This is a genomic window from Rugamonas fusca (assembly GCF_014042365.1).
In the GTDB taxonomy this organism is placed as follows: domain Bacteria; phylum Pseudomonadota; class Gammaproteobacteria; order Burkholderiales; family Burkholderiaceae_D; genus Rugamonas; species Rugamonas fusca.
This window is the reverse complement of sequence record NZ_JACEZS010000017.1, coordinates 1-26,176: the sequence shown is the minus strand read 5'-3', so window position 1 is coordinate 26,176 and position 26,176 is coordinate 1. Positions and strand designations below refer to the sequence as shown.

26 protein-coding genes and 1 rRNA gene are annotated in these 26,176 nt (G+C 65.9%); 12 read left to right on the top strand and 15 right to left on the bottom strand.

Features of this window, described 5'->3' with window-relative positions; translation table 11 throughout:
* Window positions 1-309: 309 nt before the first annotated feature.
* The 5 genes from rpmH to mnmE all read left to right on the top strand — a co-directional run bounded on the left by rpmH (window position 310) and on the right by mnmE (window position 4,395).
* Complete coding sequence (gene rpmH / locus H3H36_RS18545) at window positions 310-444, top strand: 50S ribosomal protein L34 (RefSeq protein ID WP_010401996.1); 135 nt, start codon at window positions 310-312, stop codon at window positions 442-444.
* 36 nt (window positions 445-480) lie between these two features.
* On the top strand, window positions 481-948 hold the full coding sequence (gene rnpA / locus H3H36_RS18540) for a ribonuclease P protein component (RefSeq protein WP_182219650.1): 468 nt from the start codon (window positions 481-483) through the stop codon (window positions 946-948).
* Window positions 945-1,211, top strand: coding sequence for a membrane protein insertion efficiency factor YidD (gene yidD, locus H3H36_RS18535; RefSeq protein WP_182219580.1), 267 nt, complete (start codon window positions 945-947; stop codon window positions 1,209-1,211). The genes rnpA and yidD overlap by 4 nt, the downstream gene beginning before the upstream one ends.
* 11 nt (window positions 1,212-1,222) lie before the next feature.
* Window positions 1,223-2,917, top strand: a complete 1,695-nt coding sequence (yidC, locus tag H3H36_RS18530) for a membrane protein insertase YidC (RefSeq protein ID WP_182219579.1) — start codon at window positions 1,223-1,225, stop codon at window positions 2,915-2,917.
* Between the two features lie 98 nt (window positions 2,918-3,015).
* A complete protein-coding gene (mnmE, locus tag H3H36_RS18525; RefSeq protein ID WP_182219578.1) occupies window positions 3,016-4,395 on the top strand; it encodes a tRNA uridine-5-carboxymethylaminomethyl(34) synthesis GTPase MnmE in 1,380 nt (459 codons plus the stop codon).
* Window positions 4,396-4,437: 42 nt separating this feature from the next.
* Here mnmE and H3H36_RS18520 read toward each other — a convergent pair whose 3' ends face one another.
* On the bottom strand, window positions 4,438-5,622 hold the full coding sequence (locus H3H36_RS18520; protein WP_182219577.1) for a DUF1501 domain-containing protein: 1,185 nt from the start codon (window positions 5,620-5,622) through the stop codon (window positions 4,438-4,440).
* Window positions 5,623-5,632: 10 nt separating this feature from the next.
* Window positions 5,633-7,138 (bottom strand): DUF1800 domain-containing protein, encoded by a 1,506-nt coding sequence (locus H3H36_RS18515; RefSeq protein WP_182219576.1) that lies wholly within the window; start codon window positions 7,136-7,138, stop codon window positions 5,633-5,635.
* Between the two features lie 484 nt (window positions 7,139-7,622).
* Here H3H36_RS18515 and H3H36_RS18510 point away from each other — a divergent pair, with 484 nt between their 5' ends.
* The 5 genes from H3H36_RS18510 (at window position 7,623) to H3H36_RS18490 (ending at window position 13,192) form a co-directional block, all read left to right on the top strand.
* Window positions 7,623-8,759, top strand: a complete 1,137-nt coding sequence (locus H3H36_RS18510) for a cytochrome C (RefSeq protein ID WP_229219981.1) — start codon at window positions 7,623-7,625, stop codon at window positions 8,757-8,759.
* Entirely contained in the window at window positions 8,759-9,424 is a 666-nt protein-coding gene (locus H3H36_RS18505) for a c-type cytochrome (RefSeq protein WP_182219575.1), read from the top strand. The genes H3H36_RS18510 and H3H36_RS18505 overlap by 1 nt, the downstream gene beginning before the upstream one ends.
* Window positions 9,425-9,670: 246 nt before the next feature.
* On the top strand, window positions 9,671-10,978 hold the full coding sequence (locus H3H36_RS18500) for an ABC transporter substrate-binding protein (RefSeq protein WP_182219574.1): 1,308 nt from the start codon (window positions 9,671-9,673) through the stop codon (window positions 10,976-10,978).
* A gap of 21 nt (window positions 10,979-10,999) precedes the next feature.
* On the top strand, window positions 11,000-12,727 hold the full coding sequence (locus tag H3H36_RS18495; RefSeq protein WP_182219573.1) for a GGDEF domain-containing protein: 1,728 nt from the start codon (window positions 11,000-11,002) through the stop codon (window positions 12,725-12,727).
* Between the two features lie 264 nt (window positions 12,728-12,991).
* A complete protein-coding gene (locus H3H36_RS18490) occupies window positions 12,992-13,192 on the top strand; it encodes a hypothetical protein (RefSeq protein WP_182166687.1) in 201 nt (66 codons plus the stop codon).
* Window positions 13,193-13,220: 28 nt separating this feature from the next.
* Here H3H36_RS18490 and H3H36_RS18485 read toward each other — a convergent pair whose 3' ends face one another.
* The 3 genes from H3H36_RS18485 to H3H36_RS18480 are packed head-to-tail and all read right to left on the bottom strand — an operon-like array spanning window position 13,221 to window position 14,869.
* Window positions 13,221-13,643, bottom strand: a complete 423-nt coding sequence (locus H3H36_RS18485) for a hypothetical protein (RefSeq protein WP_229219980.1) — start codon at window positions 13,641-13,643, stop codon at window positions 13,221-13,223.
* Entirely contained in the window at window positions 13,640-13,876 is a 237-nt protein-coding gene (locus H3H36_RS27110; protein ID WP_229219979.1) for a hypothetical protein, read from the bottom strand. Before H3H36_RS27110 ends, H3H36_RS18485 begins: the two co-directional genes overlap by 4 nt.
* Before the next feature lie 36 nt (window positions 13,877-13,912).
* A complete protein-coding gene (locus H3H36_RS18480; protein ID WP_182219572.1) occupies window positions 13,913-14,869 on the bottom strand; it encodes a CAP domain-containing protein in 957 nt (318 codons plus the stop codon).
* 242 nt (window positions 14,870-15,111) lie between these two features.
* On the opposite strand from H3H36_RS18480, the gene pssA reads away from it, so the two are divergent.
* Complete coding sequence (gene pssA / locus H3H36_RS18475; RefSeq protein ID WP_182219648.1) at window positions 15,112-15,867, top strand: CDP-diacylglycerol--serine O-phosphatidyltransferase; 756 nt, start codon at window positions 15,112-15,114, stop codon at window positions 15,865-15,867.
* A gap of 10 nt (window positions 15,868-15,877) precedes the next feature.
* Here the strand turns inward: pssA and H3H36_RS18470 are convergent, their stop codons facing one another.
* The 10 genes from H3H36_RS18470 to H3H36_RS18425 form a co-directional block, all read right to left on the bottom strand.
* A complete protein-coding gene (locus H3H36_RS18470) occupies window positions 15,878-16,804 on the bottom strand; it encodes an aldo/keto reductase (RefSeq protein WP_182219571.1) in 927 nt (308 codons plus the stop codon).
* 190 nt (window positions 16,805-16,994) lie between these two features.
* The gene (locus tag H3H36_RS18465; protein ID WP_182219570.1) at window positions 16,995-18,140 is read right to left on the bottom strand and encodes a D-alanyl-D-alanine carboxypeptidase family protein; all 1,146 of its coding nucleotides are present in this window, start codon (window positions 18,138-18,140) and stop codon (window positions 16,995-16,997) included.
* Between the two features lie 65 nt (window positions 18,141-18,205).
* Window positions 18,206-18,859, bottom strand: a complete 654-nt coding sequence (locus tag H3H36_RS18460) for an alpha/beta hydrolase (protein ID WP_182219569.1) — start codon at window positions 18,857-18,859, stop codon at window positions 18,206-18,208.
* A 12-nt stretch (window positions 18,860-18,871) separates the two neighbouring features.
* A complete protein-coding gene (locus H3H36_RS18455; protein ID WP_182151911.1) occupies window positions 18,872-19,189 on the bottom strand; it encodes a (2Fe-2S) ferredoxin domain-containing protein in 318 nt (105 codons plus the stop codon).
* Between the two features lie 64 nt (window positions 19,190-19,253).
* Entirely contained in the window at window positions 19,254-20,423 is a 1,170-nt protein-coding gene (locus tag H3H36_RS18450; protein ID WP_182219647.1) for a VanZ family protein, read from the bottom strand.
* A gap of 60 nt (window positions 20,424-20,483) precedes the next feature.
* Complete coding sequence (locus H3H36_RS18445; RefSeq protein WP_182219568.1) at window positions 20,484-21,098, bottom strand: ABC-type transport auxiliary lipoprotein family protein; 615 nt, start codon at window positions 21,096-21,098, stop codon at window positions 20,484-20,486.
* Between the two features lie 11 nt (window positions 21,099-21,109).
* Window positions 21,110-22,048 (bottom strand): MlaD family protein, encoded by a 939-nt coding sequence (locus tag H3H36_RS18440; RefSeq protein WP_182219567.1) that lies wholly within the window; start codon window positions 22,046-22,048, stop codon window positions 21,110-21,112.
* 18 nt (window positions 22,049-22,066) lie between these two features.
* Window positions 22,067-22,945 (bottom strand): ABC transporter ATP-binding protein, encoded by an 879-nt coding sequence (locus tag H3H36_RS18435; RefSeq protein ID WP_182219566.1) that lies wholly within the window; start codon window positions 22,943-22,945, stop codon window positions 22,067-22,069.
* Window positions 22,945-24,060: an MlaE family ABC transporter permease gene (locus H3H36_RS18430; RefSeq protein WP_182219565.1), complete on the bottom strand. Its 1,116-nt coding sequence runs from the start codon at window positions 24,058-24,060 to the stop codon at window positions 22,945-22,947. The genes H3H36_RS18435 and H3H36_RS18430 overlap by 1 nt, the downstream gene beginning before the upstream one ends.
* Before the next feature lie 63 nt (window positions 24,061-24,123).
* A complete protein-coding gene (locus tag H3H36_RS18425; protein ID WP_182219564.1) occupies window positions 24,124-25,638 on the bottom strand; it encodes a B12-binding domain-containing radical SAM protein in 1,515 nt (504 codons plus the stop codon).
* A gap of 422 nt (window positions 25,639-26,060) precedes the next feature.
* Here H3H36_RS18425 and H3H36_RS18420 point away from each other — a divergent pair.
* Window positions 26,061-26,176, top strand: a 16S ribosomal RNA gene (locus H3H36_RS18420); the annotation flags it as partial.

The window sequence follows — 26,176 nt, the reverse complement described above, 5'->3', positions numbered from 1 at the left end:
GACCGCTCAAGTTATCCACAGGCACGGCGCTTATTTTCGTGTTGCGACGCGGCGCGAGGCGCGGCGGCGGGGCGAGAGAAGTGTTGACATGCGGGATCGAAATGCTGATAATTCAGGGTTCCCCGCCCGTATTCCGTGTTTATTCACTTGAACGACAATATGGAGTAAGCGTGGATATTCAGCGGGCGATGAGATGGACCCAGCTTGTGCCTTGGCAGTTGGCATAGGTGCGCGAAATGTCATTGGCACCAAAAACTGACGGGACGTCAGACCCGATTTTGCATTTTTTTGCTTTTTAGCGAGACCAACATGAAACGTACTTACCAACCTTCCGTCGTGCGCCGCAAGCGTACGCATGGCTTCCGCGCTCGTATGGCTACCCGTGGTGGCCGTGATGTGCTCAACGCACGCCGCGCAAAAGGCCGCAAGCGTCTGGCTGTATAAGCCTGAAGCTTGTTAGCTGATCGCGTGGAAAGCTGTATTTCAAGCGGCTCGACAGGCGAAGGTTCCCACGACTTCGCGCGCGTTCGGCGTATCGTTAAAACGGATGAATTTTCATCCGTTTTTCGTTTGCGCCCGGCGCAAAAGACGGCGCACTTCGTGCTGTACACCCGCCTGAACCAATTGCCGCATGCGCGGCTGGGGGTCGTGGTGGCCAAGCGATTCGCGCCGCGCGCCGTCACGCGCAACACGATCAAGCGCGTCACGCGCGAACTGTTCCGCGTGACCGGATTGCCGGCCATCGACTGCGTCGTGCGCCTGGCCAAGCCGGTCAACAGCAAGGATGGTCCCGCCACCACTGCAAAGCTCAAAGCGGCCTTGCGGGTGGAATTGGCGCGTCTGTTCGCCGCGCAGGCCAGGCAGGGCCGCGCAGTGCCGGCGCCGGCGCCCGCGCCGGCCGCGGTGCCACCGAACGTGGCACCGACGCTGGAGCCGAAAACGCCATGAGCACCTTGCTGCGCTGGCTGGTCCGGGCCTATCAGCTCACCATCAGTCCCATGATGGGGCCGCGCTGCCGTTTTTACCCAAGCTGTTCGAACTACGCGCTGGAGGCACTGCAAGTGCATGGCGCCGCGCGCGGCAGCCTGCTTACCGTCAAGCGCCTGTGCCGCTGCCACCCGTGGCACGCGGGCGGCCATGACCCGGTGCCGCCCAAGGGCGCCGCACCCGATGATTCTTCTACGACCGCTTGCGGTTGCAACCACTCCTGACAAATACCGTAATGGATATCAATAAACGTACCATCTTGTGGATCGTGTTTGCCGTGTCGCTGGTAGTTCTCTGGAACAACTGGATGGTCTCCAATGGCAAACCATCCATGTTCGCTCCGGCGCCAGCCCAGGTGGCCAAGGCCACGGACGCGAAGAAATCCGAACTGCCAGCCGTGGCCAGCGCCGCCGCATCGGCCGCCGCCGCCACGCCGGGCGCGCCGGGCGCAAGCGGTGAAGCCGCGCCGTTCAAGAGCGAGCGCATCACCATCACCACCGACGTGATCCGCGCCGACATCGACACCCTGGGCGGCACCATCAAGCGCCTGGAACTGCTGCAGTTCAAGGACGGCATCGACCCGACCAAGAACCAGGTGCTGTTCGACGCCGACGCCACCAAGACCTATCTGGCTGAAACGGGCCTGATCGGCGCGCCCGGCCTGCCCAACCACACCACCGGCTTCGTGGCCCGCCCCGGCGCGCGCATGCTGAACGACGCCAACCAGGTGCAACTGGTGCTGGAAGCGGAGCAGGGCGGCGTCAAGCTGACCAAGACCTTCACCTTCAAGCGCGGCGACTACGTGATCGACGTGCGCCACGACGTGACCAACACCGGCGCCGCGCCTGTGAAACCTGAGCTGTACCTGCAGCTGGTCCACGACGGCAACAAGCCCGAGGGCGACTCCTACTTCAACAGCAGCTACACCGGCCCCACCCTGTACACGGACGCCGACAAGTACAAGAAGCTGAAATTCGAATCGCTGGAAAAGGCGGCCCAGGAAGCGGCCAAGACCGGCAAGCCAGTGGCGCAGGACCATCCGACCAAGGCTGACAATGGCTGGATCGCCATCTCGCAGCACTTCTTCGTGTCCGCCTTCGTCCCGCAGGACAAGCTGACGCGCGACATCTTCACCAAGAAGATCGACACCAACCTGTACGCCATCGGCACCGTGCAGCCGCTGGGCACGCTGGCGCCGGGCGCCACCGTCTCGAACGACGCCAAGCTGTATTCGGGTCCGCAGGAATCGAAGCTGCTCGACAAAGTGGCGCCTGGCCTGGAACTGGTGAAGGACTATGGCTGGCTGACCATCATCGCCAAGCCCATCTTCTGGGTCATGGAGCAGCTGCACAAGGGACTGGGCAACTGGGGCTGGACCATCATCGTGTTCACCATCCTGATCAAGCTGGCGTTCTTCCCGCTGTCGGCCGCCGGCTACCGCAGCATGGCCAAGGTCAAGCTGGTCACGCCGAAGATGCAAGCCATCCGCGAGCGCTACAAGGGCGACCCGGCCAAGATGAACCAGGCCACCATGGAACTGTACAAGGCCGAGAAGATCAACCCGCTGGGCGGCTGCCTGCCGATCCTGGTGCAGATGCCGGTGTTTATCGCGCTGTACTGGGTGCTGCAGGCGTCGGTCGAAATCCGCGGTGCGCCGTGGGTGGGCTGGATCCACAACCTGGCCGCGCCTGATCCGTTCTACATCCTGCCGGTGCTGTACGCGATCTCGATGTTCATCAGCACCCGCATGAATCCGCAGCCGGCCGACCCGATGCAGGCCAAGATGATGATGTTCATGCCACTGGCGTTCTCGGTCATGTTCTTCTTCTTCCCGTCCGGCCTGGTGCTGTACTGGGTGGTGAACAACGTGCTGTCGATCGGCCAGCAGTACCTGATCTCCAGGAAGTTCGCGCCCGCCGCCGCCAAGTAATCGGCGTTGGCCGCAAGGCAAAATAGGGGACGTAACACGGTTTTGCCGTCAAGGAAAACCATGTTACGTCCCCGTTTTTTTCAACGTGCAACGTGACCATGAATCTTGATTCCTCTCCCATCGCCGCCATCGCCACTGCACCGGGCCGGGGCGGCATCGGCGTCGTGCGCGCCTCCGGCAAGAATTTGCAACCGCTGATCGCCGCGCTGTTCGGCGCCACCAGGCTGCAGCCGCGCCACGCCACCTACATCCCGTTCACCCAGGCCGATGGCGCCATCATCGACCAGGGCATCGCCATCTGGTTCAAGGGCCCCCATTCGTACACGGGCGAGGACGTGCTGGAACTGCAGGGCCACGGCGGCCCCATCGTGCTGCAACTGCTGCTGGCGCGCGTGCTGGCGGCGGGCGAGCAGATGGGCTTGCGGCTGGCCGAACCCGGTGAGTTCACGCGCCGCGCCTACCTCAACGACAAGCTGGACCTGGCCCAGGCCGAAGCCGTGGCCGACCTGATCGACGCTTCCACCGAGGCGGCCGCCAAGTCGGCCTCGCAGTCGCTGTCGGGCGCGTTCTCCAAGACCGTCAACGCGCTGGTGGACCGGGTGACGGGTCTGCGCATGCTGGTAGAGGCCACCCTCGATTTTCCCGAGGAAGAAATCGATTTTCTCGAAAAGTCCGACGCGCGCGGCCAGCTGGCCGGCATCGTCGATGCGCTGGACCAGGTGTTCCGGCAGGCGGCGCAAGGCGCCCTGCTGCGTGAGGGGCTCAACGTGGTGCTGGTGGGGCAGCCCAACGTGGGCAAGTCCTCGCTGCTGAACGCGCTGGCCGGCTCGGACGTGGCCATCGTCACCCCCATCGCCGGCACCACGCGCGACAAGGTCAGCGAAACCATCCAGATCGAAGGCATCCCGCTCAACATCATCGACACGGCCGGCATCCGCAGCACGGAGGAGGCGGTCGATCTGGTGGAGCGCATCGGCATCGAACGCACGTGGGCCGAGGTGGGCAAGGCCGACGTGATCCTGCACCTGCTGGACGCCGACCACGGCCCGTCGCGTGCCGATGAAGCCATCGTGGCCGCCTTCCCGTCCGGCGTGCCGGTGCTGCGGGTGTGGAACAAGATCGACCTGTCCGGCCACAAGCCCGGCATCGACGCGCGCGACGACGCCACCCACGTTTATCTCTCCGCCCACGAGCACACGGGCATCGATTTGCTGCGCGCGGAACTGCTGCGCATCGCCGGCTGGCAGCAGACGGGCGAATCGCTCTACCTGGCGCGCGAGCGGCATTTGATCGCGCTGAAGAACGCGGGCGCGCACCTGGCCCGCGCGGGCGAGCACGCGGCGCAGGACGACCAGTCGCTGGACCTGTTTGCGGAAGAATTGCGGCTGGCGCAGGCGCAGCTGTCGAGCATCACGGGCGCGTTCTCGTCGGACGATTTGCTGGGGGTGATTTTCAGCCGCTTCTGTATCGGGAAGTAGCGAGGCAGACGCGCGTTGTCGAGGGAGCTGAATGCGCGCGCATCAAACCAGCGACAGATCGCGCGGTGCGGCGCCGCTGAATACCTGCGACAGCTGGGTGCCGTTCAGCCCGTACAGGCGCGCGAACAGGCCGCCCAGCACGGCGCGGTACTCGTTCAGCACCGGATAGTCGCGGTTCTGGAACAGGGTCTTGGCCGTGAGCGTGCTCTGTTCGCCGGCCACCCGGCCGCCGCGCACGGCGCCACCCAGCACCCAGTAGGCCGTGCCGTGGCCGTGGTCCGTGCCGCGGTTGCCGTTCTCGCGGAAGGTGCGGCCGAATTCGCTGACCACCACCACCACGGTCTGGCGCCAGTCCGCTCCCATCTCCTGCGCGAAGCCGGACAGGCCGCGCCCCAGTTCATCGAGGCGGCTGGCCAGATAGCCGGTCGCGCCGCCTTGTCCCACATGGGTATCCCAGCCGCCCACATCGACGAAGCCGAGCGTGTATTTGTCCTTCATCAGCCTGGCGATGCGGCGCGCTTCCAGTTCGAAGCCTTTGGCGGAGATGGCGTTGCGGTTGGCCGCTTCCATCTCGCCGGCCATGTCGCGCATCACGTCGTCACGCACGGCGAAGCCTTCGTTCACGTTGCGCGCCAGCGGCGTGCCTTCGTACATGGAGGCGATGATGCGGGCCTGGCGCGCGTCGATGGCGGGCCGGGCGAGGTTGCGCAGCGCCGCGTTGGGCACTTGCAGATTGCCCTGCATGGCCAGTGGCAGCTGGTCGGTGAAGGCGATCGGATGGGCGCCCTGCAGCACGCCCGCCAGCCGGTTCAGGAAGCCCGAACGGTAGTCGCGCTTGCCCGTCAGCGGCTGGCCCATTTCAATGCTGTCCTGGGTTTCGAAATGGCTGCGCGAGAGATCGTCAATGCCGGCGAACGGAATGAAGGCGGCCTGCCCGGCCTGGAACAGCGGGTAGATGCTGTCGCGCAGGACCGGGTGCAAGCCCCAGTCGGCGTCGAGCGGCAGCGCCGTGTGGAGTTCGGCGCCGGGACGGGCGATGGCGATATTGGGCCGCGCTTCGTAGTAGAACGGGCTGGCCACGGGGACCAGCAGGCTGGTGGCGTCGTAGCCACCGCGCAGGAACACGAACAGCAGGCGCGTGCCGCCGCCGGGGGCGGCCCACAGGCGGGTGCTGGCGGCGGCCAGCGGCAGGGCGGCCAGATGGTGCAGGGCGGTGCGGCGATCCATGGCGGTTCCTTCAGCGGTACATCATGTCCGGCGCGGACAGCAGGAAGCTGTTCCACTCCTGCGGCGAGGTGGCTTGCTCCAGCGCGCGCCGCGTGCCCGCCGCGAGGCGGCTTTCGATGGACTGGTAATACAGCGCGTTGGCCAGCTGGGGGAAGGCCGGCTGTTCCTGCGGTTGCGGCCCGTCCGTCTTGAACAGGCCCGCGTTGCCGGTGCCGATGGCGCGCGCGATCTCGAAGCGCACATTGAGCTGGCCGGGGCTGTCCCAGGCGGAGGCGGTGAGCGGATAGCCGTCCGGCGTCTGCTTGCCGTACAGCGGTTGTCCCATGCGGTTCAGCCAGTTCAGCATGGGCGTGGCGTTGAGGATGGTCTTGTCGCCATACGCGAGGCGCACGGAGGAGACGACGTAATGCAGCGGGTCCTTGAACTGGTGGCCCAGCGAGGCATGGAATTCCACACTGTCGAACAGCACGCGCAGCACGGCCGCGATGTCGCCATCGGTGGCCGTGAAGGTGGCCGCCATGCGCTGCACCAGCGCGCCCGGTGGCGCGTCGCCGACCCAGAACGCGGCCAGCTTGCGGCTGATGAAGCGCGCCGTGGACGGGTGGCGCGCCAGGCGGTCGAGCGCCTCGTCCACCTCGGCCAGTCCGCGGCCATGCACGGGCTGGCCGAGCAGGAGCTTGTCGCCATAGTCGTGGCGTTCGGGATTGAATTCGAACAGGCCCTGGTGCCGGTATTGCGCCTGCCGCTCGCGCCGTACCCTGGGCTCCGTGGCGCCCAGGTTGACACCCACGCCGGTGAGGATGCGCGCCAGTTCCTGCACGTCGCGCTGGCTGTAGCCGCCGTCCACGCCCAGCGTGTGCAGCTCCATCAGTTCGCGCGCGTAGTTCTCGTTGAGGTGGCCGGCCGCGTTCTGCTCGTTATCGAGGTAGCGCAGCATGGCGGGATGGTAGACGGTGGCGGCCAGCAGGTCGCGGAATTTTCCCAGCGCGCGCGGGCGGATGGCGCGCTCCTCGTAATCGCCCAGCATCAGGCGCAGGTTGTGCTTGTACTGGTGGACGTTGAAGTGGTTGATCCAGAACCACGTCATCTGCTCCTGCACCTGGTTGGGCGAGTACAGGTCGCGCAGCACGGAGCGGGTGGCCGCTTCGCGTGCGAGGCGGTTCAGTTCTTCCTGGTAGGCTTTCTGGGCCGCCTTCTTTTCATCGTCGTTGGCGATCTTGTCGGTGTCCTTGCGCCGCTGTTCGAGGTCGCGGTTCAGGTCTTCCAGCGTGCGGTGGCTGATCGTCATCGCGTCGATCCGGGCTTGCACGGCGGGCGGCAGGCGTGCTGGCGCCGGGTGTAACTGGGCGGCGATCCACGCGTTGAGGCCTTGCGCGTGCGCCGCGCGCAGGTCGGCGCCGTTCAAACCCCAGGTCAGGCGGTTGACCATGCGGACATCATCGGCGCCGTCGGCCGGGGTGGGGGGAACGGCGGCGCAGCCAGTCAGCATCAGCACGCACAGGCAGAGTTTCTTCATGCACACACTTTACCGTGTCCATGGCGCTGTGTCGGGCTGGGATGCAACGAATTGTAACGTCGCCGTGTCGCTTGCCGCAAAAACTGTTGCTTCCACAGCCAGTCTGGCGGGATTTTGATCTGCGTCAATCAACCTGTTGACTTAGCTCTGTATAACTTCATTCAGACAGTTCTTGCACGCACGCAATTTCCACTGCGTCGCTTGTCTGGTGTGCCGTTCCTGCCTGGGCCAGGAGGTGACTCCTGCCTGGCAGTCCCTGTTCGTATCCACATACTGGAGGAACCACGTGAACTTCGCCAGCCTCTTTCCCACACGCCACATTCAGTTCCGCTATCTGGCGGTACTCCTGTTGATTCCACTGCTGTGTGGTCCGCACAGCGCCCAGGCCTTGCCCGCTTTCGCCCGCCAAACGGGGCAGAATTGCGTAGCCTGCCATGCCGGCGGCCAGTTCCCGGAACTGACCAGTTATGGCCGACTGTTCAAGATGACAGGCTATACCATCGGCAGCAGGGCCGTCCCCTTGTCGGCCATGGGCGTGTTCAGCTATACCAAGAGTTCCTCGCCGACGGATGACGCGGCGTTCGCCAAGGATGCCACCGCGCTGTTCCAGACCGGCAGTGTGTTCGTCGCCGGGAAAGTCACTGAGAATGTGGGGGTGTTCGCGCAAGCGACCTACAACAACTATGACAGCCAGAATCCCGACAGCGGCAAGTGGCAGGGCAAATGGGGCTCGGACAATATCGAGGTGCGTTATGCCGACCGCCTGATCGATGCCAATCGCGACCTGATCCTGGGCCTGACGATCAACAATAATCCTTCGCTGGCCGATCCCTGGAACAGCGCGCCGGCCTGGATGCAGTACGTGCCCACCCAATTTGGCGTGACGGGCCCCGATGCGGCCCCCATCGTGTCGCAGCTGGGCGCGCAAGCCGCGGGCATCGCCGGCTACGCGTTCTGGAACCAGACCTTGTACGCGGAACTGGCGGGCTATCAAACGGCCAACGGAATGTGGTCGTTCCTGAGCCAGGGGACCAAGGATGCCGACCAGGTCAAGCTGCAAGGCACCAATCCCTACCTGCGGCTCGCGCTCAGCCATGACTGGGGACCGCACAGCGCCATGGTCGGGCTGATGGCCATGCATGCCAACCTCTACCCGGATAACCTGGACCCGACCGGCCCCACCATCCATTATCGCGACCGGGGCATCGACGCCCAGTATCAATACCTGCTGGACCCCCATGCGGCCACGGTGCAACTGAGCTACATCACCGAATCGATCGACAACGGCGACGTGGCCGGCATCGCGACCAACGCCGGCAACCGGCTCAAGCAATTGAAAGTCAAAGGCAGCTATGTGTACCGGGCCCGCTACGGTGGCAGCCTCAGTTATTTCAGCACCACGGGCAGTTCCGACACGACGCTCTATCCGGACGCCGCCACCAATCCCGATACGCGCGGCTGGGTACCGGAGCTGTTCTGGACCCCGGTGCAATATCTGCGCGTCGGCGCGCAGTATTACCACTTCAATCGCTATCATGGGTCCGTTGCGAACTACGATGGCGCGGGGCGTAATCCCAGCGGCAATAACACCTTGTTCGTCTACGTATGGGGAGCCTACTGATGATCGCCTTTTCGTCCTTGCGCCCGGTTGCGGGCGCCACGCTGGCCCTGATGGTGGCCGCCAGTCTTGCCGCTTGCTCCTCGGTGGAGCGCTCGCGCTCGCTGAGCGATGCGAACGTGTCGGCCCGTACCATCGCCACGCAGGTCTGCTCGAATTGCCACGGCATGCAAGGCGTGTCGACCTCGCCCAATTTCCCCCATCTGGCGGCGCAATCGCCATCCTACCTGGAGGCCCAGTTGCGCGCGTTCAGGAGCCATGGCCGCGCCGATCCCGCCGGCTTTGAATACATGTGGGGGCTCAGCGCCAGGCTCACTGACCAGCAGATCGCAGGCCTGAGCGCCTACTACGCCCAACAGCCGCCGGCCGCCGGACGCTCCAGCAACGCGGCGCTCGAACAACGGGGCCAGGCCATTTTCGCCAACGGCGACAGCGGCAAGGGCGTGCCGGCCTGTGCCTCCTGCCACGGCGCACACGGCGAGGGCGTGGGTACATTCCCGCGCCTGGCTGGCCAGCACGCCGATTATGTCTCGAAGCAGTTGGCGGTGTTCCAGCGCACGGATCAGCGTCCGGAGGGCGCCATCATGAAGACGGTCGCCCACGCGCTGAGCCATGACGATATCGTCTGCCTGTCCCTGTATGTCGCGTCCATCAAGCCCGGTGGCTAAGGGCGGTTCCGCCACGGCGGCGCCGTTTGCGCGCCGCCGTGGCGCGTGCCGCACTTGTGTCGCCCGGCCGGGCGCCATGTTGCAATACGTTGTTTCTTGGCTTTTTTGATACCAGAAACTCCAACACTTCCGGCTTTGTAGTAACCTCATCTTCATGGGATGTATCTGGGTGGAAATTAAGGTGGGCTGACCGTAATGATCCCGTTGCACGGGGCGGACAGTCGGCCACACGCTGAGGTAGCATGGATGAGGGAACGATCGACACCATCGCGCTGGATGGGGCTGCTCGCCCCGCTGTTTCTGTTGCTGGCCCTGGCCGGCTGCAGCGATGACAGCCAGGCACCGGCCAGCCAGCCAGCGGGCGCGGCGGCGCCCACCACCATCACGGCCCTGGTCTGGGCCCCCGACTGGCCCAAGGAAATGCACGACGTGGCGGCCGCCTTCAGCCGCGAGCATCCCGATATCCGGGTCGACGTGCAATTCATGATCGGCAATTCGGTCGAGGAAAACCTCAAGCCCAAGGTGGCGGCCAACCAGTTGCCCGACCTGGTTTCGGTGAACCCGAACGCCTACGCGGCCAGCCTGGCCGAGCAGGGCGTGCTGGCCGAGGTGGGCCAGACGGCCGCGTGGAACAATATGCTGGACCTGCTCAAGCCCGACTGGACCAGCGCCGGCGGCAAGCATTTCGGCGTGGCCGGCGGCGTGGCCGCCACCGTCATCTACTACAACAAGACCATGTTCCGCGACGCCGGCATCAGCCGCCTGCCGCAGAACTTCGATGAATTCCTGGCCGTGTGCGCGCAGCTCAAGAAGGCTGGCTACACGCCGCTGGTGCTCGATGGCGGCTTTCCCAACATGCTGGGCAATGGTCCGTTCAGCCATGGCTTTGCCAACCTGGTGGCCGCCAACCGGCCGGACTGGCGCACGGCGCTGGCCAACGGCAGGCTGGACCTGGACACGGCCGCGGCGGCCGACATCTTCGGCCGCATCAAGCTACTGGCCGCACGTGGCTATGTGCAGAGCGACTATATGAACACCGGCTACGACGAGGGCATCCGCCTGTTTACGGCCGGGCGCGCGGCCATGGCGTTCGAGGGCACCTGGGCAGCCGGCCGGCTGATGGTGGGCAAGCGCGACGAGGTGGGGGTGTTCATCCCGCCCTGGAATGCGGCCGGCAAGCTGGCCGTGCCCGTGGTCGGCAGCGAGACCGGCTTCGCCGTCTGTAATACCCGCCATCGTGCGGCCGCCATGCAGTTGCTCGATTACCTGGTCGGCAAGGGCTTCGTCATCCAGCAGAACGCGCGCCGCAACATCCCGCCCATGAAGCAGTTGCCGGGCCGGATGGTGAGCGATCCGCAGATCACGGCCTATATCCGTGAAGTGAGCGCCTATCCGCAGGTGGTGCCGCCGTATTACGTGTTCCTGCCCGCTTCCACCATCGAGCAGCTGCACCCGCTGCTGCAGGACGTCCTGGCCGGCAAGACTTCGCCGCGCGACGCGGCCCGCCAGCTGGACCGCTCCTTGCGCGCCGAAGTGCGTGGCGGCGCCCGCTGACAGCGCCCCCGGAACCGCGCCATGAGACGCCTGATCGCCCTGTACCTGCCCGCGTTGCTGCGCAAGATCACCATCCGCTACCGGCTGCTGGCGTCGTTCATCCTGATCTCGCTGACGCCGCTGCTGGTGTCGGGCTACATCTCGTATGCGGAGTCGAGCAAGGCGATCGAACGCAAGACCCGGCTGTTCACCACGGAAGTAGTCAAGCAGATCGCCAAGAACGTGCAGCTGCGCATGGCGGAAATCGAGTCGGACAGCGAGACGCTGGTGTTGTCGGACCCCGTGCAGTCGGCGCTGGCCCGCTATGCGCTCGACAATCCGGAGGACAAGGGGCGGGCGCGCGCGGCCCTGACCAAGATCCTGCTCGACAGCTACGGTTCGTTCCAGGATTTCGGCCAGAAGTACTTCCTGGACCGCGACAACCACGTGCTCGACCCGCAAGTGTTCGCGCAGCTGGGGCGCGGCGTGGTGGAATTCAGCGCCGCTGCCCGCACCAGCCAGCGCCGCGTGGTGTGGGGCGCGCTGGAACTGTGGGATGGCCAGAAAACCATCGCCATGGTGCGCCAGATCTATTCCAAGAACGACAACCGGCTCATGGGCAGCCTGCTGCTGGGCGTGCGGGCCGCCCGCTTCGCCGCCATCTTCGACAACGCCAGCCTGGGCGCGGGCAGCGATATCTTCGTCGTCGATGCGCGTGACGGCACGCTGCTGGTGCAGCGCCGCGAGCGCGTCGCCGGGGTGGTGGCCGCGCCGGCCCTGCTGGAACGACTGGCCGCCAGCGTGCGTGGCGGCGAGCAGACCGGCTTTCTGGCCTATCAGCAGACGGTGGCCGAAGGCCATCCGCCGGCCGGCTACTTCGCCGTCTACACCCAGGTGCCCAACACCGGCTGGTATGTGGTCAGCACCTTGCCCAACCAGTTGCTGCTGGCCGAGGCGCAAGCCGTGCGCAAGGAGATCGTGCTGATCGGCGTGATCTGCTTCTGCGGCGCGCTGGTGCTGGCCTACGTGGTGGCGCGCAGTATCTCCATGCCGCTCGAGCGGCTGGCCGGCGCCATGCGCGCCACCCGCACCGGCGACTACGGGCAGCGCGTGGAGTACGAGGGCCGCGACGAAATGGCCCTGTTGTCGCAAAAATTCAACGAGATGGCGGCCAACATCCGCCAGACCCACGAGCAGCTCGAGAGCCGCGTGGCCGAGCGCACGCGCGACCTGGAGCAGGCCAACCTCAAGCTGGCGGCGCTGACCATGACGGACCCGCTGACGGGCATCGCCAACCGGCGCCGCTTCGACGACATGCTGGCCTCGGAGCTGCACCGGGCGGCCCGCTGCGCCCATCCGCTGGCGCTGCTGATGATCGACGTGGATTTCTTCAAGAGCTACAACGACCATTATGGCCACCAGGAGGGCGACAGCTGCCTGCGCAAGGTGGCCACCCTGCTGCAGACGCACGCGCGCCGCGCCAGCGACCTGGCGGCCCGCTACGGCGGCGAGGAATTCGTGATGCTGGCGGCCGACACGGACGCCGAGGCGGCGCTGGCGCTGGCCGAACAGGTGCGGCTGGCGCTCGAGTCGCTGCACCTGCCGCACGCGCTGTCACCGATCGGCTGGGTCAGCATCAGCGTGGGCGTGGCGGTACAGGTGCCGGATGAACTGCAAACGCCGGAGCTGTTCCTGCGCATGGCCGACAAGGCCATGTACCGGGCCAAGGAGCAGGGCCGCAACCAGGTGGTGCTGGCCGGGCGCAAGTGATGCCGGCGCGGCCCTGGGGGCTATCGCCAGCGCTGTTTCCATTGAAAAATATTTTCGTTCCGGATGCCCCGCTGCGGCCATCTTGTGCAGGGGCTGCGCACTGTGCGCGGCGTCGGATTTTTGCCGATCCGCCGGACTTGGCGGTGGCCCCGAAACTGTTATGATAGGTCACAACGCGGGGCCGTTTGCGCACGATCATGCCCGCCGACGTCCGCTGACGTAACCTGCTGGTAGGCCTGTGTACTGCCGCGAAAGGAGGGAGCCTTGGAACCGAAACCAGACAGCGTGCCAGACGACGGGGCAGAGCGCCCCCCGCCCACGCTTTCTCCCGCCGCGCGGGCGCGCCAGCTGTTGCCGCCCAAGGGCGCCTGCTGGTACTGCGACAAGCCGCTCGACAGCGTGCGCCGCTTCTGCGGCAAGGAATGCGCCGACGCCTTCGACGAGGAAAAGGAATACACGCGCTGAGCCGCCCGGCACCCGGACGGCGCGAGCGCTACAGGTGGGGCGTCAGCGCCGCCAGCGCCGCCTCGAAATCGAACTGGTGGGCGGCGGCCGCCACCCGCTGGTAGCGCTCCACCCCCAGCCGGGCCGCCAGCGACGAGGCCGATTGTTCCAGCACGTCGATCGCCGCGCCATCGCCCGTGTCGAGCAGCTGGGCCAACCGTTCCAGCAGCGCGGCGCTGGCGCCCGCCTCGGGCATCTGCCCGACCGTTGACGCGGCCGTTCCCGGCCCGGCCGCCGGCGCTTGGTTCGCCTCCGTTGCGCGCACGTCATCGAGCAGCGTGTCGATGGCGGCCAGCAGGGTGTGCAAGGCCTCTTCCAGCAGCATCACCGTTTCCGCGCAGGCCGCCGCCGGCAAATGGCAGGCTGGCTCCAGCGCCGTGGCCAGCTGGCACACGGGGCGCGCGCCTATCATGCCGGCCCCGCGCCGCGCACCGTGTGCACGCGGGGCCGCAGCGTGGCCAGCGCGTTGTCGGCCAGCGCCTGGCGCAATTGCTGGCCCAGGGCGCGGTAGTCGTCGCGAAAGCGGTGCAACAACTGCAGGTACAGCGCGCGGTCACCCATCACCCGATCCAGTCCGTCGCTCACGCACAGGCTGGCGGTGTCGCGCGAGGACAGTAACAAACCTGCTGCGCTGGGTGTGGTCATGAGGCTCCGGTGGTGAGGGGGATCGGGGACAAGGCGTCAGCGTGTCGTAAACGACCAGCTGCGCGACAGGGGCACGCCGTCCACGGCGCCGCTGAAGGCGACGTCGTAGGTGGTGCCTGACTGCAGCACGGCCAGCGGCACGATGGCGGCGGCCGACGTGGGCGTTTCCGCGTCGGTCGCATGGCTGAGCAGGCGCGTGGCCAGCGGCGTGCCGCCATGGGGGCGCACGGTGAAGCTTTGCACCGTCATGGTGGCCGTGATGTCGGCGTGCATGCTGATCGGGTAGCCCACCTCGTTCAGGTCGGGCACGGGGTCCGGCGTTTCATTGTTGCTCAGGAAGCTGGTCGGCACGTTGGTCTGGCCATTGACGGGGTAGCCCACCGCGCGGCCGCCACCGAGGCCCATGCCATTGCCGTTGTTGGCCGCCATGTCGCACGTGAAGTAGGAGTAGCCGCCCGATGTGAGCGCGGCGCCCGTGCCCATTTCCTTGAACACCGGCTCGAACATGACGAAGCGGTGGTAAATGGCCGTGACCAGTTCCTCGGCCAGCACGAAGCCGGAGGTGCTGTTGGTGGCCGAGATGATCTCGCCATAGGCATACGGCCGCACCAGCACGTAGCCGGCGTTGGCCAGCCGGTCGGCCAGCGTGGCGCCCGTGAAGCCGGGCAGGCCCGGCGTCTGGATGTGGGTGACCGTGTTGTTGAGGCGCTGATAGTCGGCGTGGCCCTGGGCCGCCGTTTCCAGCATGCTGTTGCGCGACAGGACGGCCACGCCCAGCTGGGCGCGGCGGAAGTTGATCCAGTTGAAGCCATCGAGCGCCGCGTTGCCGGTCAGCGCGGGCGCGCCTGGCTCGGCCGGCAGGTTGCTGCTGCTGGCCGGCGGGTTGCCGCTGGCGCCGCCGTTGCCGCCACCGCCACCGCCGCCGCACGCGGCCAGCGCCAGTGCCAGGCTGAGTACCGCGAGCGGAAGGTGCCAACGTGGACGGCTGTGCATGGAATGCTCCTGTGTCGTTATCCGGGCCGCCGCTGGGGATCAGGCCGCTTATGGGTCGATTCTAAGGCAACTCGGGCCGCGCCGCACCCGGTATGCGCAATGCCGTGCGCGGGCGAACGTGCCGCGCAGCGGCGCAGCGGGGTAAAATAGCCCGCCAATAGCGCGCCGCCATCCCGGTGGCGCCTGCCCGTCGTTTTTTCTGGAATACGCCTGATTTGACTTCTTTACCACACCGTCCGCGCCTGCAGCGCGCCAAGTTCGCCCTGCCCAGTTTCGTCACGCTGCTGTCGATCGCCTGCGGCTTTGGCAGCATCGTCATTTCCGTCGACAACGCCTTCATCGGCAACGCCCACGACTACCGGCTGGCCGCCGTGCTGCTGGTGCTGGCCGGCGTGTTCGACGCGCTCGACGGCATGGTGGCGCGTGCCACCGGCACCAGTTCCGACTTCGGCATGCAGCTCGATTCCATCGCCGACGTGATGAATTTCGGCTGCGCACCGGGCTTGCTGCTGTACTGCTATGGCTTCGTGCAGCTGGGCGCGCACCAGCCCACGCTGCTGCGCCTGGGCGGCATGGCCAGCTTCTTTTTCGTCGCCTGCGGCGCGTTGCGCCTGGCCCGCTTCAACGTCAACGTGGGCCGCACCGATCCGCGCTATTTCGTCGGCATCCCGATCACGGCCGGCGCGGCCTGCGTGGCGTCGGTGGTGGTGGCCTGGCCGGACCCGCCCGCCAGCCCGCTGCAGGCGGCCATGCTGGCGCTGCTGCTGTTCGCCGTGGGCGGGCTGATGGTGTCGACCATCCGCTTCCCCAGCACCAAGCAAAAGAAAAGCAAGGCGGCGCTGGTGCTGTTACTGGCCAACCTGGCCTTGCTGGCCTGGTTGCAGACCGTGTTCTTCGTGCTGTTCTTCGCCGTCTACATCGGCGCCACGCTGGCGCTGAACGTGGCCTGGAAGCTGGGCTGGCGCAGTATTGCGCCGCCCGCCGTCTACAACGATTAAGAGGCTGTTTTTACGCCACTTCGTGCCCGCGTGCGGCGCGCAGGATCTCGAACCACTGGCTGCGGCTCAGGCTGAACTGGGTGGCGCGCACGGCGTCGACGATGGCGTCGATGCGGCCGCTGCCCGTCAGCGGCAGGGGGCGCGATGGCAGTTGCATGATCCACGCCAACACCACGCTGGTAAACGGCTGTTGCAGTTCGTCGGCGATGCGCTGCACCACGGCGCGTACGCGTTCGCCGGCCGCGTCGCCGCCGTTGAACAGGCGGCCGCCGGCCAGCGGCGACCACACCATGGGCCGCACGCCCTGATCCTGCAGGCCGTCGAAGGTCTCGTCAAACAGCGGCGCCAGCTGCAGCGGCGAGCATTCGACCTGGTTGGTGGCCAGCGGCACGCGCCGGTTCAGGCAGTCGAATTGGTGGCGGCTGAAGTTGGAGACGCCGAAGTGGCGCACCTTGCCCTGCAGCCGCAAGCGGCTGAAGGTGCCGGCGATCTCGTCGAAGTCCATCAACGGGTCGGGCCGGTGGATCAGCAGCAGGTCCAGGTAATCCGTGCCCAGCGCGCGCAGCGATTGCTCGACCGAGGCCGTGATGTGGGCGGCGCTGGTGTCGTAGTGCTGGATGCTGTGCCCGGGCCGGGCCGGCGACACCAGCTTGATGCCGCACTTGCTCACCAGTTGCATGCGCGCGCGCAGCGAGGGCTGCAAGGCCAGCGCCTCGCCGAACAGGGTCTCGACGCCATAGTCGCCATAGATATCGGCATGGTCGAAGCTGGTCACGCCCAGCGCCATGCAGCGCTTGATCAGGGTCAGGCGCTGTTGCGGCGTCAGGTTCCAGTCCCCCATGCGCCACATGCCGGCCACGATGCGCGACAGCGTGGGGCCGTTATTGCTGGTGACGATGGCGGGGCAAAGCAGGCCGACGGGCGGTTCGTAGTTCATGGCGGGCTCTCGGGCGATGGTAGGGCAGGGATTAAATTCCGATTTGCAAGTAGTATTGTTACACGACTACTTGGCCCGGTGGCACATTTTCCCTTTCGGCGAGCTCGACCGTTGCTAGCACCGCATAGAGTAAATCACAATAAACAAAAGTCCACCGAAGTGGACTTTTGTTCATCGGGGTAGGGACAGCTTATTTCATCCAGAGGCGGATGGAATCCCAGGCGCGGCCGAAGATGGAGGCCTGGTTCACCGGCTCCAGCGCGACCACGGGCAATTCCAGCAGGGGCTTGCCGTCAACCATCATCTTGAGGGTGCCGACGCGGGTGTTTTCAGCCAGCGGGGCCACCAGCGGGTCCTTGCGTTCCAGCAGCGGCTTCATCTTGGCCGCCACGCCCTTGGGCACGGTCACCAGCACGTCGTTGGGGAAGCCGATCTTGACGCTGCCCTTGGAACCTTTCCAGATTTCCGGGGTGGCGATGGCCTGGCCCTTGGAGTACAGCTTGACCGTGTCGAAGTTCTGGAAGCCCCAGTTGAGCAGCTTCTGGCTTTCCTGGGTGCGGGCGCTGTCGGAGTTCGTCCCCAGCACGACGGCGATCAGGCGGCGCTCGTTGGCGCCGTTGGGGCGGTGGGCCGAGGCGATCATGCAGTAGCCGGCCGCTTCCGTGTGGCCCGTCTTCATGCCGTCCACGGTCGGGTCCAGCCACAGCAGGCGGTTGCGGTTCTGCTGGGTGATCTTGTTGTAGGTGAAGCTCTTGACGGAGTCGATCTTGTAGAACTCGGGGTAGTCCTGGATCACGTGCTTGGCCAGCACCGACAAGTCCTGCGCCGTCGAGTAGTTCTCGGGGCTGGGCAGGCCGTGCGGGTTGGCGAAGTGGGTCGAGGTCAGGCCCATGCGCTGCGCTTCGCGGTTCATCATCACGACGAAGGCGGACTCGTCGCCGGCCACGGCTTCGGCCAGGGCCACGGCCGCGTCGTTACCCGATTGCACCATCAGGCCGTACAGCAGGTCGTTGACCTTGACCGGGGTGGCGGGGTCGATGAACATCTTGGAGCTGCTGGTATCGACTTTCCACGCGTGGGTGGAGACGTTGACCATCTGGTTCAGGTCCAGCTTCTTGTCCTTGACGGCGGCGAAGGTCAGGTAGGCCGTCATGATCTTGGTCAGCGAGGCCGGCTCGATGCGGGCGTTGGGGTCTTGCGAGGCGATGATCTGGCCGCTGGTGGCGTCCAGCAGCAGCCAGGACTTGGCGGCGATGGTGGGCGGCGGCAGCGTCTGGGCGACGGCGGCGGTCATCATCAACACACTGGTGGCCAGTGCGGCGAATAATTTTTTCATGTTGCGTATCGGGTGTTTAAGTTGGGGGACGGGCGGCCTGCAACAGGCGCGCCCATTATAGGGCTTCAGGCCGCCGTTGCGGTGTTCTGTTCCGGCCGCGTGTGCCACAACTGGCTGACCCAGCCTTTGATGTGCTGCAGCTTGCGGTGGAAGAAGTGGTCGGCGCCGGGAATCACGATCACGGGCAAGTCCTGCGGCCGGGCCCAGTCGAACACGTCCTTCAGCGGGATGGTTTCGTCCAGCTCGCCGTGGATGACGATGGTGTCGGCTGGCACGTTGGCCACGTCCCATTTGCCGGCGGCCGTGCCGATCATCACCAGCCGCTCGGCCGGGGTGCCGGCCGCCACCAGTTGTTGCTGCAGGCGACCCATCACGAAGGTGCCGAACGAGAAGCCGGACAACGCGACCGGCAAGCCCGGATAGCGCTGCTGCATGTGTTCCAGCAGCACGGCCATGTCGTCCGTCTCGCCGTGGCCATGGTCGTGCACGCCTTCGGAGGCGCCCACGCCGCGGAAGTTGATGCGGGCCGCCACGTAGCCGAGGCCGACGAAGGTGCGGGCCAGGGTCTGGGCCACCTTGTTGTCCATGGTGCCGCCGTACAGCGGGTGCGGATGGGCCACCAGCGCGATGCCGCGCGGGGCGTGCTTGGGAAAGTCGATCAAGCCTTCCATCAGGCCGGCGCCGCCGGGCAGCGTGAATTTTTCAGAGTTCTTGTTCATGTGAATCAGGGGTCAGATTTTCAGACGTTCCACTACCTTGCCGTTGACCAGGTGGCTGTCGACGATTTCGTCGATGTCGGCCGTGTCCACGTAGGTGTACCACGTGCCTTCGGGATAGACCACCAGCACCGGGCCTTCGTCGCAGCGGTCCAGGCAGCCGGCCTGGTTGATGCGGACCTTGCCCGCGCCATTGATGTCCAGTTCCTTGCAGCGCTTCTTGGCGTGCTTCTGGGCCGCGATGGCGTTGTGGTCGCTGCAGCAGGGGCGGCCGTCGTCGCGCTGGTTGACGCAGAAAAAGACGTGGCGTTGGTAATACAGGTCGTCGCTCATGGCAATCTCGGGTTGGTTGGCAGCCGATATGATACCCGCGATCGCGGCCCCATGCGGGCCGTCGTCACGTCCGCTGCTGGCCGTGCGCGGGCAGCCACAGGTACCAGACCGTGAAGCATGGCCACAGCAGCGACAGGAACTGGGCCGCGCCATTGAAGTTGAGGAACTTTCCTTGCACCCAGGTTTGCAGCGTGGCCACGAAATACGGGTTGGCCGGCGTGGTGTTGACGATGAGCAGGCTCAGCAGCAAAGTCAGGGCCGCCAGCCGGCGCTGCGCCACGTGCGGCGCGAACGCGAGGCCGGCCAGCATGATGGCGCCGATCAGCAAGCCGCCTTCGGCGCCCGGGGTGACCCACACGAACGCGTTCTCGGGCGAGAACAGCAGTGCCGTGGCCAGCGCCTTGACGACGATGGCCGCCCCCACCAGCGCCGCCACCAGCGTGGCGCGCGGCGCCGGCCGGCGCAGCAGGCACAGCAGCGTGAGGGCCGCGCCCACCATGCCGCAGGCCGTGATGATGGTTTCGGACAGCCAGTATTGTTCCACCGTCAGCGTGGCCACGGGGCGCAGCCAGGCGCCCAGGTCGATTTCCGTGTCCAGCAGTTCGGACAGCCATTCGGACAGGATGGGCAGCAACTGGCCGTGGCCGAACAAAAAGCTTTGCGGGTAGATCTGCGCCAGCGGCCACAGGGCCAGCAGCACCAGCCCCTGGCTGGCCTGCGGCGCGAACCAGCGCCGCCGCAGCCGGGTCAACTGGCTCTGGTCGAGCAGGCGGCGCACGGTGAGCACGCCGATCAGCGCACCGAGGGAGCAGCCGGCCGCGTTGGTGTAGAAGTCCAGGTTGGACGACACGCGGCTGGGCAGATAGGTCTGCACGGCCTCCATCAGGCCGGACAGCAGCACGCCGCTGGCGCTGGCCAGCAGCCAGGCGGCCAGCCGCGTCACGCGTGGATACAGCGCGTACACGATCAAGGTACCGAGCGGGATGTAGCCGATGACGTTGGTGATGGCGTCGAACTTGGTCCAGTAGCGCGGCAGCTCGACGTGTTCGAGGAAGATCAGCGGCGACAGCCCGTGGTTCTGCCAGCCCGAGAACGGGTACCAGCTGGCGTACACGATCAAGAGCACGTAGGCCAGCAGCGCCGCGCGCGCGAGCGCCGAGCTGCGGCCGGGCGTGGCGGCGGGCTTGTCCGCTGGCTGCGGCGCGTGGCCCGCCGCTTGTCCAGGCCCTTGCATCGGGCCCGGATCGGCCGCTGGTGGTTCGGTTTGCTGCGTCATCGCTGCGATATCGCTACGTCATTGGGGTGGCAGCGTGGCCAGCCACGCCAGCAGGTCGGCGGCCAGCGCGTCGCTGGCGTCGGCCAGCGCGTGGGCGCCGCCGGCCGCGTCGGCGCTGGGAGCGGGGCTGCTGCGCTGGAAGGTGCGCTGGTCCACCAGCCGGTGGCTGCGGAACAGCGAGGCGCGCACGGTCAGCGCGCCGCTGCTCTGGGTGGCGCTGGCGAAGTTCTGCGCAAAGTCGTCCAGTTCCAGCCGCAGCATGGGCGCGCCACTGCCCACGTCCGTGGCGGTCAGCACCTTGACGCCGGCCTGCGCCAGGCGCGCCTTGATGCGCTGGGTCAGCAGCTGGGGCGGGGTGCTGGTCCACTGATTGTAGGCATAGGGGCGGGCCTGGCGCGCGTCAGCGTACAGCAGCCGGTATTGCATGCGTTCCGAGTCGAGCGCGGGCGGGCCGTCCACGTCGGCCACGATCAGGGCCGGCAGCGGCGTCGGCGCGGGCGCCGCCGTCGCTGGCGGCAGCGGGCCGAAGTCGTACAGGGTGGTGGCGGTGCGGCCGCCGCCGCTGGCGCAGGCGCTCAGCAGCAATGGGGCGGCCAGTGCGGCCAGCGTGGCCAGGCGGGAAAGGTTGGTCATCGCAGGGCTCCTCATTTGGCCGGCGCCGTGAAGCCGTCTTCGCCGGGGCCGGGCGGGGTGCCGGGGGCGCCGAACAGCAGGCTTTGCGGACGTTCATTAAGCTTGTTCATGGTGTTCTTCACGGCCCGCATCGACGAGCGCGATTCGTCGGTGAGCGAGATCACGTGCGGCAGCGCGTCCATCTCGACGCCGCTGGTGACCGCTTCCACCGACAGGCCGACCCGGTCCACCGTGCCGCTCATGCGCGCCAGCGGCCCGTCGGGCGCTTGCAGGCTGGTGGTCAGGCGGCGCGCGTCGTTGGCCAGCGCGGTGACCGATTGCAGCGCGCCCTGGGCCTGGTCGGCCAGCGCGGGCAGGCGGGCGATGGTGGGCTGCAGCTGCTCCGGCAGCGCGCCGTACGCTTTGGCGGCGGCGCTGATGTCGCTGAAGGCGGACAGCATGACACGCTGGTTGGCGGGACTGAGCAAGGCATTCAGGCGGTCGGCCGCCTGTTCGGCCTGCGACAAAATCTGTTTGCCCCGCTTTTCCAATTGGTCGACCAGGCCGGGGCGCAGCGGGATGCGGGTGGGATTGTCGGCGCTGGTGCCCAGCAGCGGCGAGCCGACCTTGTCGTCGTCCAGCTGGACGTAGGCGATGCCCGTCACGCCCTGGTAGCCCAGCGTGGCGAAGGTAGTCCTGGTGATGGGCGCGTCCGGATTGATGCTCAGGGTGACGAGGATCTGGCCCGTCACCTTGGGATCGAAGCCGATGCTGGCCACTTTGCCCACCTGCAGGCCACGGTAGCGCACCTGCGCCTGCGGGTTCAGGCCCGGCACGGGCTGGGTGGTGGCCAGCTGGTAGGGCACGCGTTCGATACGGTCGCGATTGAACCAGAGGCCGAACAGCACCGCCGCGATCACCAGCGTGATCGTGAAGAAGCCTGTCATGAGGGCGTGTGATCTGTTTTCCATGGATGCTCCGATGCGTGTTCAGGGGGCCACGTCCGGCGCGCTCTTGGGCTGCGGCGGGGACGCGTCGAGCGCTTCCAGCGCGCGGCGGCCGCGGTCGCCCAGGAAGAACTCCTTGATGAATGGGTGGTCGATCTTCAACAGCTCGCGCGTGGGGCCGATGGCGATCACGTGTTTTTCGGCCAGCACGGCGATGCGGGTCGAGAGCGCGAACAGTGTGTCGAGGTCGTGGGTGACCATCACCACCGTCAGCCCCAGTTCGCGGTGCAGCGATTTGATCAGCGCGACGAAGCTTTCCGACAGGTCGGGATCGAGGCCGGCCGTCGGTTCGTCCAGGAACAGCAGTTGCGGCTCCAGCGCCAGCGCGCGCGCCAGCGCCACCCGCTTGACCATGCCGCCGGACAGGTCGGACGGCATCTTGTCGGCGTGTTCGGGCCCCAGTCCCACCATGTTCATCTTCAGCAGCACCGCGTCGCGCACCAGGTCCTCCGGGATCTTGTGCAGTTCACGCAGGGGCTGGGCGATGTTCTCGAACACGGTCAGGGCCGAGTACAGCGCGCCCTGCTGGAACAGCATGCCCCAGTGGTTGCGCAGCTTTTGCAACTGGCTCGCATCGACTTCGCTGATGTCCTCGCCGAACACGCGCACGCAGCCGCGCGCGGGGCGTTCCAGTCCCAGCATCTGGCGCAGCAGCACCGTCTTGCCGGTGCCGGAGCCGCCCACGATGGACAGGATCTCGCCCGCCTGGATGGCCAGGTTCAAGTCCTGGTGCACGACGGTGCGGCCGAACTTGGTCCACAGGCCCGTGATCTCCACCACGGGCACGCTGCCGTCAAGTTTCAGCACGCCCGTGTTGGGCGCGCCGCAGTTGGACGTGGGGGCAGGCAGGTTCTCGTCCATCAGTACCCCACACCGTTGAACAGGATCGCAAACACGGCGTCGGCCAGGATCACGACGGTGATGGCGGTGACCACCGAGGTGGTGGTGCCGCGCCCCAGGCTTTCCGTGTTGGGCTTGATACGCAGGCCGAAGTGGCAGGCCACCAGCGCGATCAGCACGCCGAACACGGCGCCCTTGCCCAGGCCGATCATGTAGTTCGCCAGCGGCACGGCGTCCGGCAGCTTTTCGATGAAGTAGTACGGCGACAGGTGCAGTTCCACGTTAGCCGACACCATGCCGCCGATCAGCGCCATGACGTCGGTCCAGATCACCAGCAGGGGCATGCAGACGGCCAGTGCGATCACCTTGGGCAGGATCAGGCGGAAGCCGTGCGAGATGCCCATCACCAGCATGGCGTCCAGTTCTTCCGTCACCCGCATCACGCCCAGTTGCGCCGTGATCGAGGAGCCGGAACGGCCAGCCACGAGGATGGCCGCCAGCAGCGGCCCCAGTTCGCGGATGATGCTCATGCCGAGCAGGTTGACCAGGTAAATGTCGCCGCCAAAATTGCGCAGCTGTTGGGCCGACAGGTAGGACAGCACCACGCCGATCAGGAAGCCGACCAGCGCCGTGATGCCCAGCGCCTGCGGGCCGGCGTGGAAGATGTTGGCCGAGATCTCGCGCCACGGGCCGCGCAGCGGATGGCGTGCGAAGCGGAGCATGTCTTGCGTGACGGCGCCTACCAGCGTGATCATGCCGCGCAAATGTTCGAAGAACTGCATCATCGCGAAGCCCAGCACCATGACGGAGGTCAGGCGCTGCTTGCGCGGGGCTTTCAGTTCCAGCTTGCCGGCCGCTTCCAGCCGCTTGAAGAATTCTTCCTGTCCCGGCGCCAGCCGCAATGAGGCGGGACGGGCCTTGCCCCAGGCGTTCCACAGTAACTGGGCGCCGATGTGGTCCATGCTGTCGATGCCCGTCAGGTCCCACTTGATACCGGCTTTGTCCTTCAGTGTATTGAGCTGCCCGGTGAGCGTATGCATCGCATTGCCCAGCGCGAGTGCGTGGACTTGCCAGGTGCCGGTGGCCGTGGCGGCGCCGGGATCGAGAGTGAGGGTGGGCTCTTGGACGGAAGGCATGACGCCAGTTTAAGGGAGTTTGGGCGGGACCGCCACCGCTGTCACCCGCGGTCCCGGGGTGATTCAGGCCGCCAGGTGGCGCGCCTGGCGCTGCGGCGCCGCCGTTTCGGTCCGTGCTGTCGGCGCATTCGCGGCGGCTGGCTTGAGGCGCGAGCCCGATTCGTTGCGGCCCGCGTAGTCGCTGGCCAGCAGTGCGTCGGCGGCTGCTTTGCTCATGCCGCGCGTCTGCAGCCATTTCGACACCATTGCGGCGAGGCGGTCGAGCGCGATGCGGTGGGTGGCGTCCGTGTTCGCGTACAGCCAGTCAGAGAAGTCCATGAAGTTCTCGAATGCGTCGTCACCCAGCAGCACCGGCAGCGTGTGGGCGAAGCGGCCCGAGTTGGCCACCAGGTCCCAGTAGCGGGCGAAGCGCACCAGGCGCTGCATGGTGGGGAAGTCGATGTCCTTGTTGGCCAGGATGGTGTAGGGCGCGTATGGCTCGAACACCAGGCCGTACGCTTCCGTGTGGCGGATGATGGGCGTGCCGCGCAGGCGCTTGAGAATGCCGAACTGGATCTCGTGCGGCTGGAGCGACCACAGATGGTTGAAGCCACGCGCGAAGCTGGCCACGTCCTCGCCGGGCAGGCCGGCGATCAGGTCCACGTGCATGTGGGCGTGCGATTGGGTGGTCAGCCAGCGGATGTTGTCGGCCGCCTTCTGATTGTCCTGCTTGCGGCTGACGAGGGTTTGCACCTCGGGGTTGAAGCTCTGGATGCCGATCTCGAATTGCAGCGCGCCGGGCGGGAACTTGCTGATGCCTTCCTTGAGCGCGTCGGGCAGGTGATCAGGCACCAGTTCAAAGTGGGCATAGACCGGATCGTCGGGATGGGCGGCCAGCTTATCGAGGAAGAACTGCATGATCTTCAGGCTGGTCTTGATGTTCAGGTTGAAGGTGCGGTCGACGAACTTGAACAGGCGGGCGCCGCGTGCATGCAGTCCTTCCAGTTCAGCGAGGAAGGCGTCCAGATTGAATGGCCAGGCCGTCTTGTCCAGGGCAGACAGGCAGAACTCGCACTTGAACGGGCAGCCGCGCGACGCCTCCACGTAGATGGTGCGGTTCTTGATGTCGTCGTCGCTGTAGAACGAATACGGCAGCTTGATCTCCGCCATCGGCGGCTGGACGCCGGCATGGATCTTCATCAGCGGCTTGGGGCCGTGCAGGATTTCGCCGCACAGCTTGGGGAAGGTGACGTCGCCCCAGCCGGTGATCAGGTAATCGGCCAGCTGGACGATCTGCTGTTCGCCCGGTTCGTGCGATACCTCCGGTCCGCCCAATACGACGACCACTTGCGGCGCCACACGCTTGAGCATGGCCACGACCTTGGTGGTTTCCTCGACATTCCATATATAGATGCCGAAACCGACGATGCGCGGCTGGTGGGCCAGGATGCGTTCCACGATCTCGGTGGTCTTGGCGCCAATGACAAATTCCTGCAGCCTGGTCTGTTCCTGCAACGGCCCCATATTGGCTAACAGGTAGCGCAGGCCCAGCGAAGCGTGGGTGTAGCGGGCGTTGAGGGTGGTGAGCAGGATGGTCATGACGGAAGTGCGGATCGGTGAAACCGCTATTTTACGCTGTCGGCCTTGTCAGCCGTCTCGCCCTTTGCTATAGTTCGCCTCCCCGCAAAACGGCGCATGTAGTGCGAGTTGAGCGGGATAGAAGAAGGGGTTGACGAAACGATCTAAACGCTTCATACTCTTTCTTCTTCGCGGCTGACAAACAAAACGCTTTGTCAACAACGCCGCAAGCAGTACCGAATAAAGTTCTTTAACAATTCACAGTCGATAAGTGTGGACGTTTGATGGAAGTGCACGCGGAGCTAGTCTCCGCGATACTTAAAATATCAAATGTTCACAAGAAATAAATGAAATAGGACGCTTCTTAGGAAGTGGCCTGTCAGTATTTTGAGTGAGCGACCCGCTAGCAATAGCGGTGGCAGCAATGCCAAAAAACAGAGATTAAACTGAAGAGTTTGATCCTGGCTCAGATTGAACGCTGGCGGCATGCCTTACACATGCAAGTCGAACGGCAGCGCGGGGCAACCTGGCGGCGAGTGGCGAACGGGTGAGTAATATA

Bases quoted from the DNA above. Each gene is read 5' to 3' on its own strand.
- H3H36_RS18430 (WP_182219565.1), bottom strand. From the start codon at position 24,060: ATGCCTTCCGTCCAAGAGCCCACCCTCACTCTCGATCCCGGCGCCGCC.
- mnmE (WP_182219578.1), top strand. From the start codon at position 3,016: ATGAATCTTGATTCCTCTCCCATCGCCGCCATCGCCACTGCACCGGGC.
- H3H36_RS18425 (WP_182219564.1), bottom strand. From the start codon at position 25,638: ATGACCATCCTGCTCACCACCCTCAACGCCCGCTACACCCACGCTTCG.
- H3H36_RS18515 (WP_182219576.1), bottom strand. From the start codon at position 7,138: ATGAAGAAACTCTGCCTGTGCGTGCTGATGCTGACTGGCTGCGCCGCC.
- H3H36_RS18440 (WP_182219567.1), bottom strand. From the start codon at position 22,048: ATGGAAAACAGATCACACGCCCTCATGACAGGCTTCTTCACGATCACG.
- H3H36_RS18460 (WP_182219569.1), bottom strand. From the start codon at position 18,859: ATGAACAAGAACTCTGAAAAATTCACGCTGCCCGGCGGCGCCGGCCTG.
- H3H36_RS18500 (WP_182219574.1), top strand. From the start codon at position 9,671: ATGAGGGAACGATCGACACCATCGCGCTGGATGGGGCTGCTCGCCCCG.
- yidC (WP_182219579.1), top strand. From the start codon at position 1,223: ATGGATATCAATAAACGTACCATCTTGTGGATCGTGTTTGCCGTGTCG.
- H3H36_RS18505 (WP_182219575.1), top strand. From the start codon at position 8,759: ATGATCGCCTTTTCGTCCTTGCGCCCGGTTGCGGGCGCCACGCTGGCC.
- H3H36_RS18445 (WP_182219568.1), bottom strand. From the start codon at position 21,098: ATGACCAACCTTTCCCGCCTGGCCACGCTGGCCGCACTGGCCGCCCCA.
- H3H36_RS18470 (WP_182219571.1), bottom strand. From the start codon at position 16,804: ATGAACTACGAACCGCCCGTCGGCCTGCTTTGCCCCGCCATCGTCACC.
- H3H36_RS27110 (WP_229219979.1), bottom strand. From the start codon at position 13,876: ATGACCACACCCAGCGCAGCAGGTTTGTTACTGTCCTCGCGCGACACC.
- yidD (WP_182219580.1), top strand. From the start codon at position 945: ATGAGCACCTTGCTGCGCTGGCTGGTCCGGGCCTATCAGCTCACCATC.
- H3H36_RS18455 (WP_182151911.1), bottom strand. From the start codon at position 19,189: ATGAGCGACGACCTGTATTACCAACGCCACGTCTTTTTCTGCGTCAAC.
- H3H36_RS18485 (WP_229219980.1), bottom strand. From the start codon at position 13,643: ATGATAGGCGCGCGCCCCGTGTGCCAGCTGGCCACGGCGCTGGAGCCA.
- H3H36_RS18450 (WP_182219647.1), bottom strand. From the start codon at position 20,423: ATGCAAGGGCCTGGACAAGCGGCGGGCCACGCGCCGCAGCCAGCGGAC.
- H3H36_RS18435 (WP_182219566.1), bottom strand. From the start codon at position 22,945: ATGGACGAGAACCTGCCTGCCCCCACGTCCAACTGCGGCGCGCCCAAC.
- H3H36_RS18495 (WP_182219573.1), top strand. From the start codon at position 11,000: ATGAGACGCCTGATCGCCCTGTACCTGCCCGCGTTGCTGCGCAAGATC.
- rpmH (WP_010401996.1), top strand. From the start codon at position 310: ATGAAACGTACTTACCAACCTTCCGTCGTGCGCCGCAAGCGTACGCAT.
- H3H36_RS18480 (WP_182219572.1), bottom strand. From the start codon at position 14,869: ATGCACAGCCGTCCACGTTGGCACCTTCCGCTCGCGGTACTCAGCCTG.
- H3H36_RS18465 (WP_182219570.1), bottom strand. From the start codon at position 18,140: ATGAAAAAATTATTCGCCGCACTGGCCACCAGTGTGTTGATGATGACC.
- H3H36_RS18510 (WP_229219981.1), top strand. From the start codon at position 7,623: ATGACAGGCTATACCATCGGCAGCAGGGCCGTCCCCTTGTCGGCCATG.
- H3H36_RS18520 (WP_182219577.1), bottom strand. From the start codon at position 5,622: ATGGATCGCCGCACCGCCCTGCACCATCTGGCCGCCCTGCCGCTGGCC.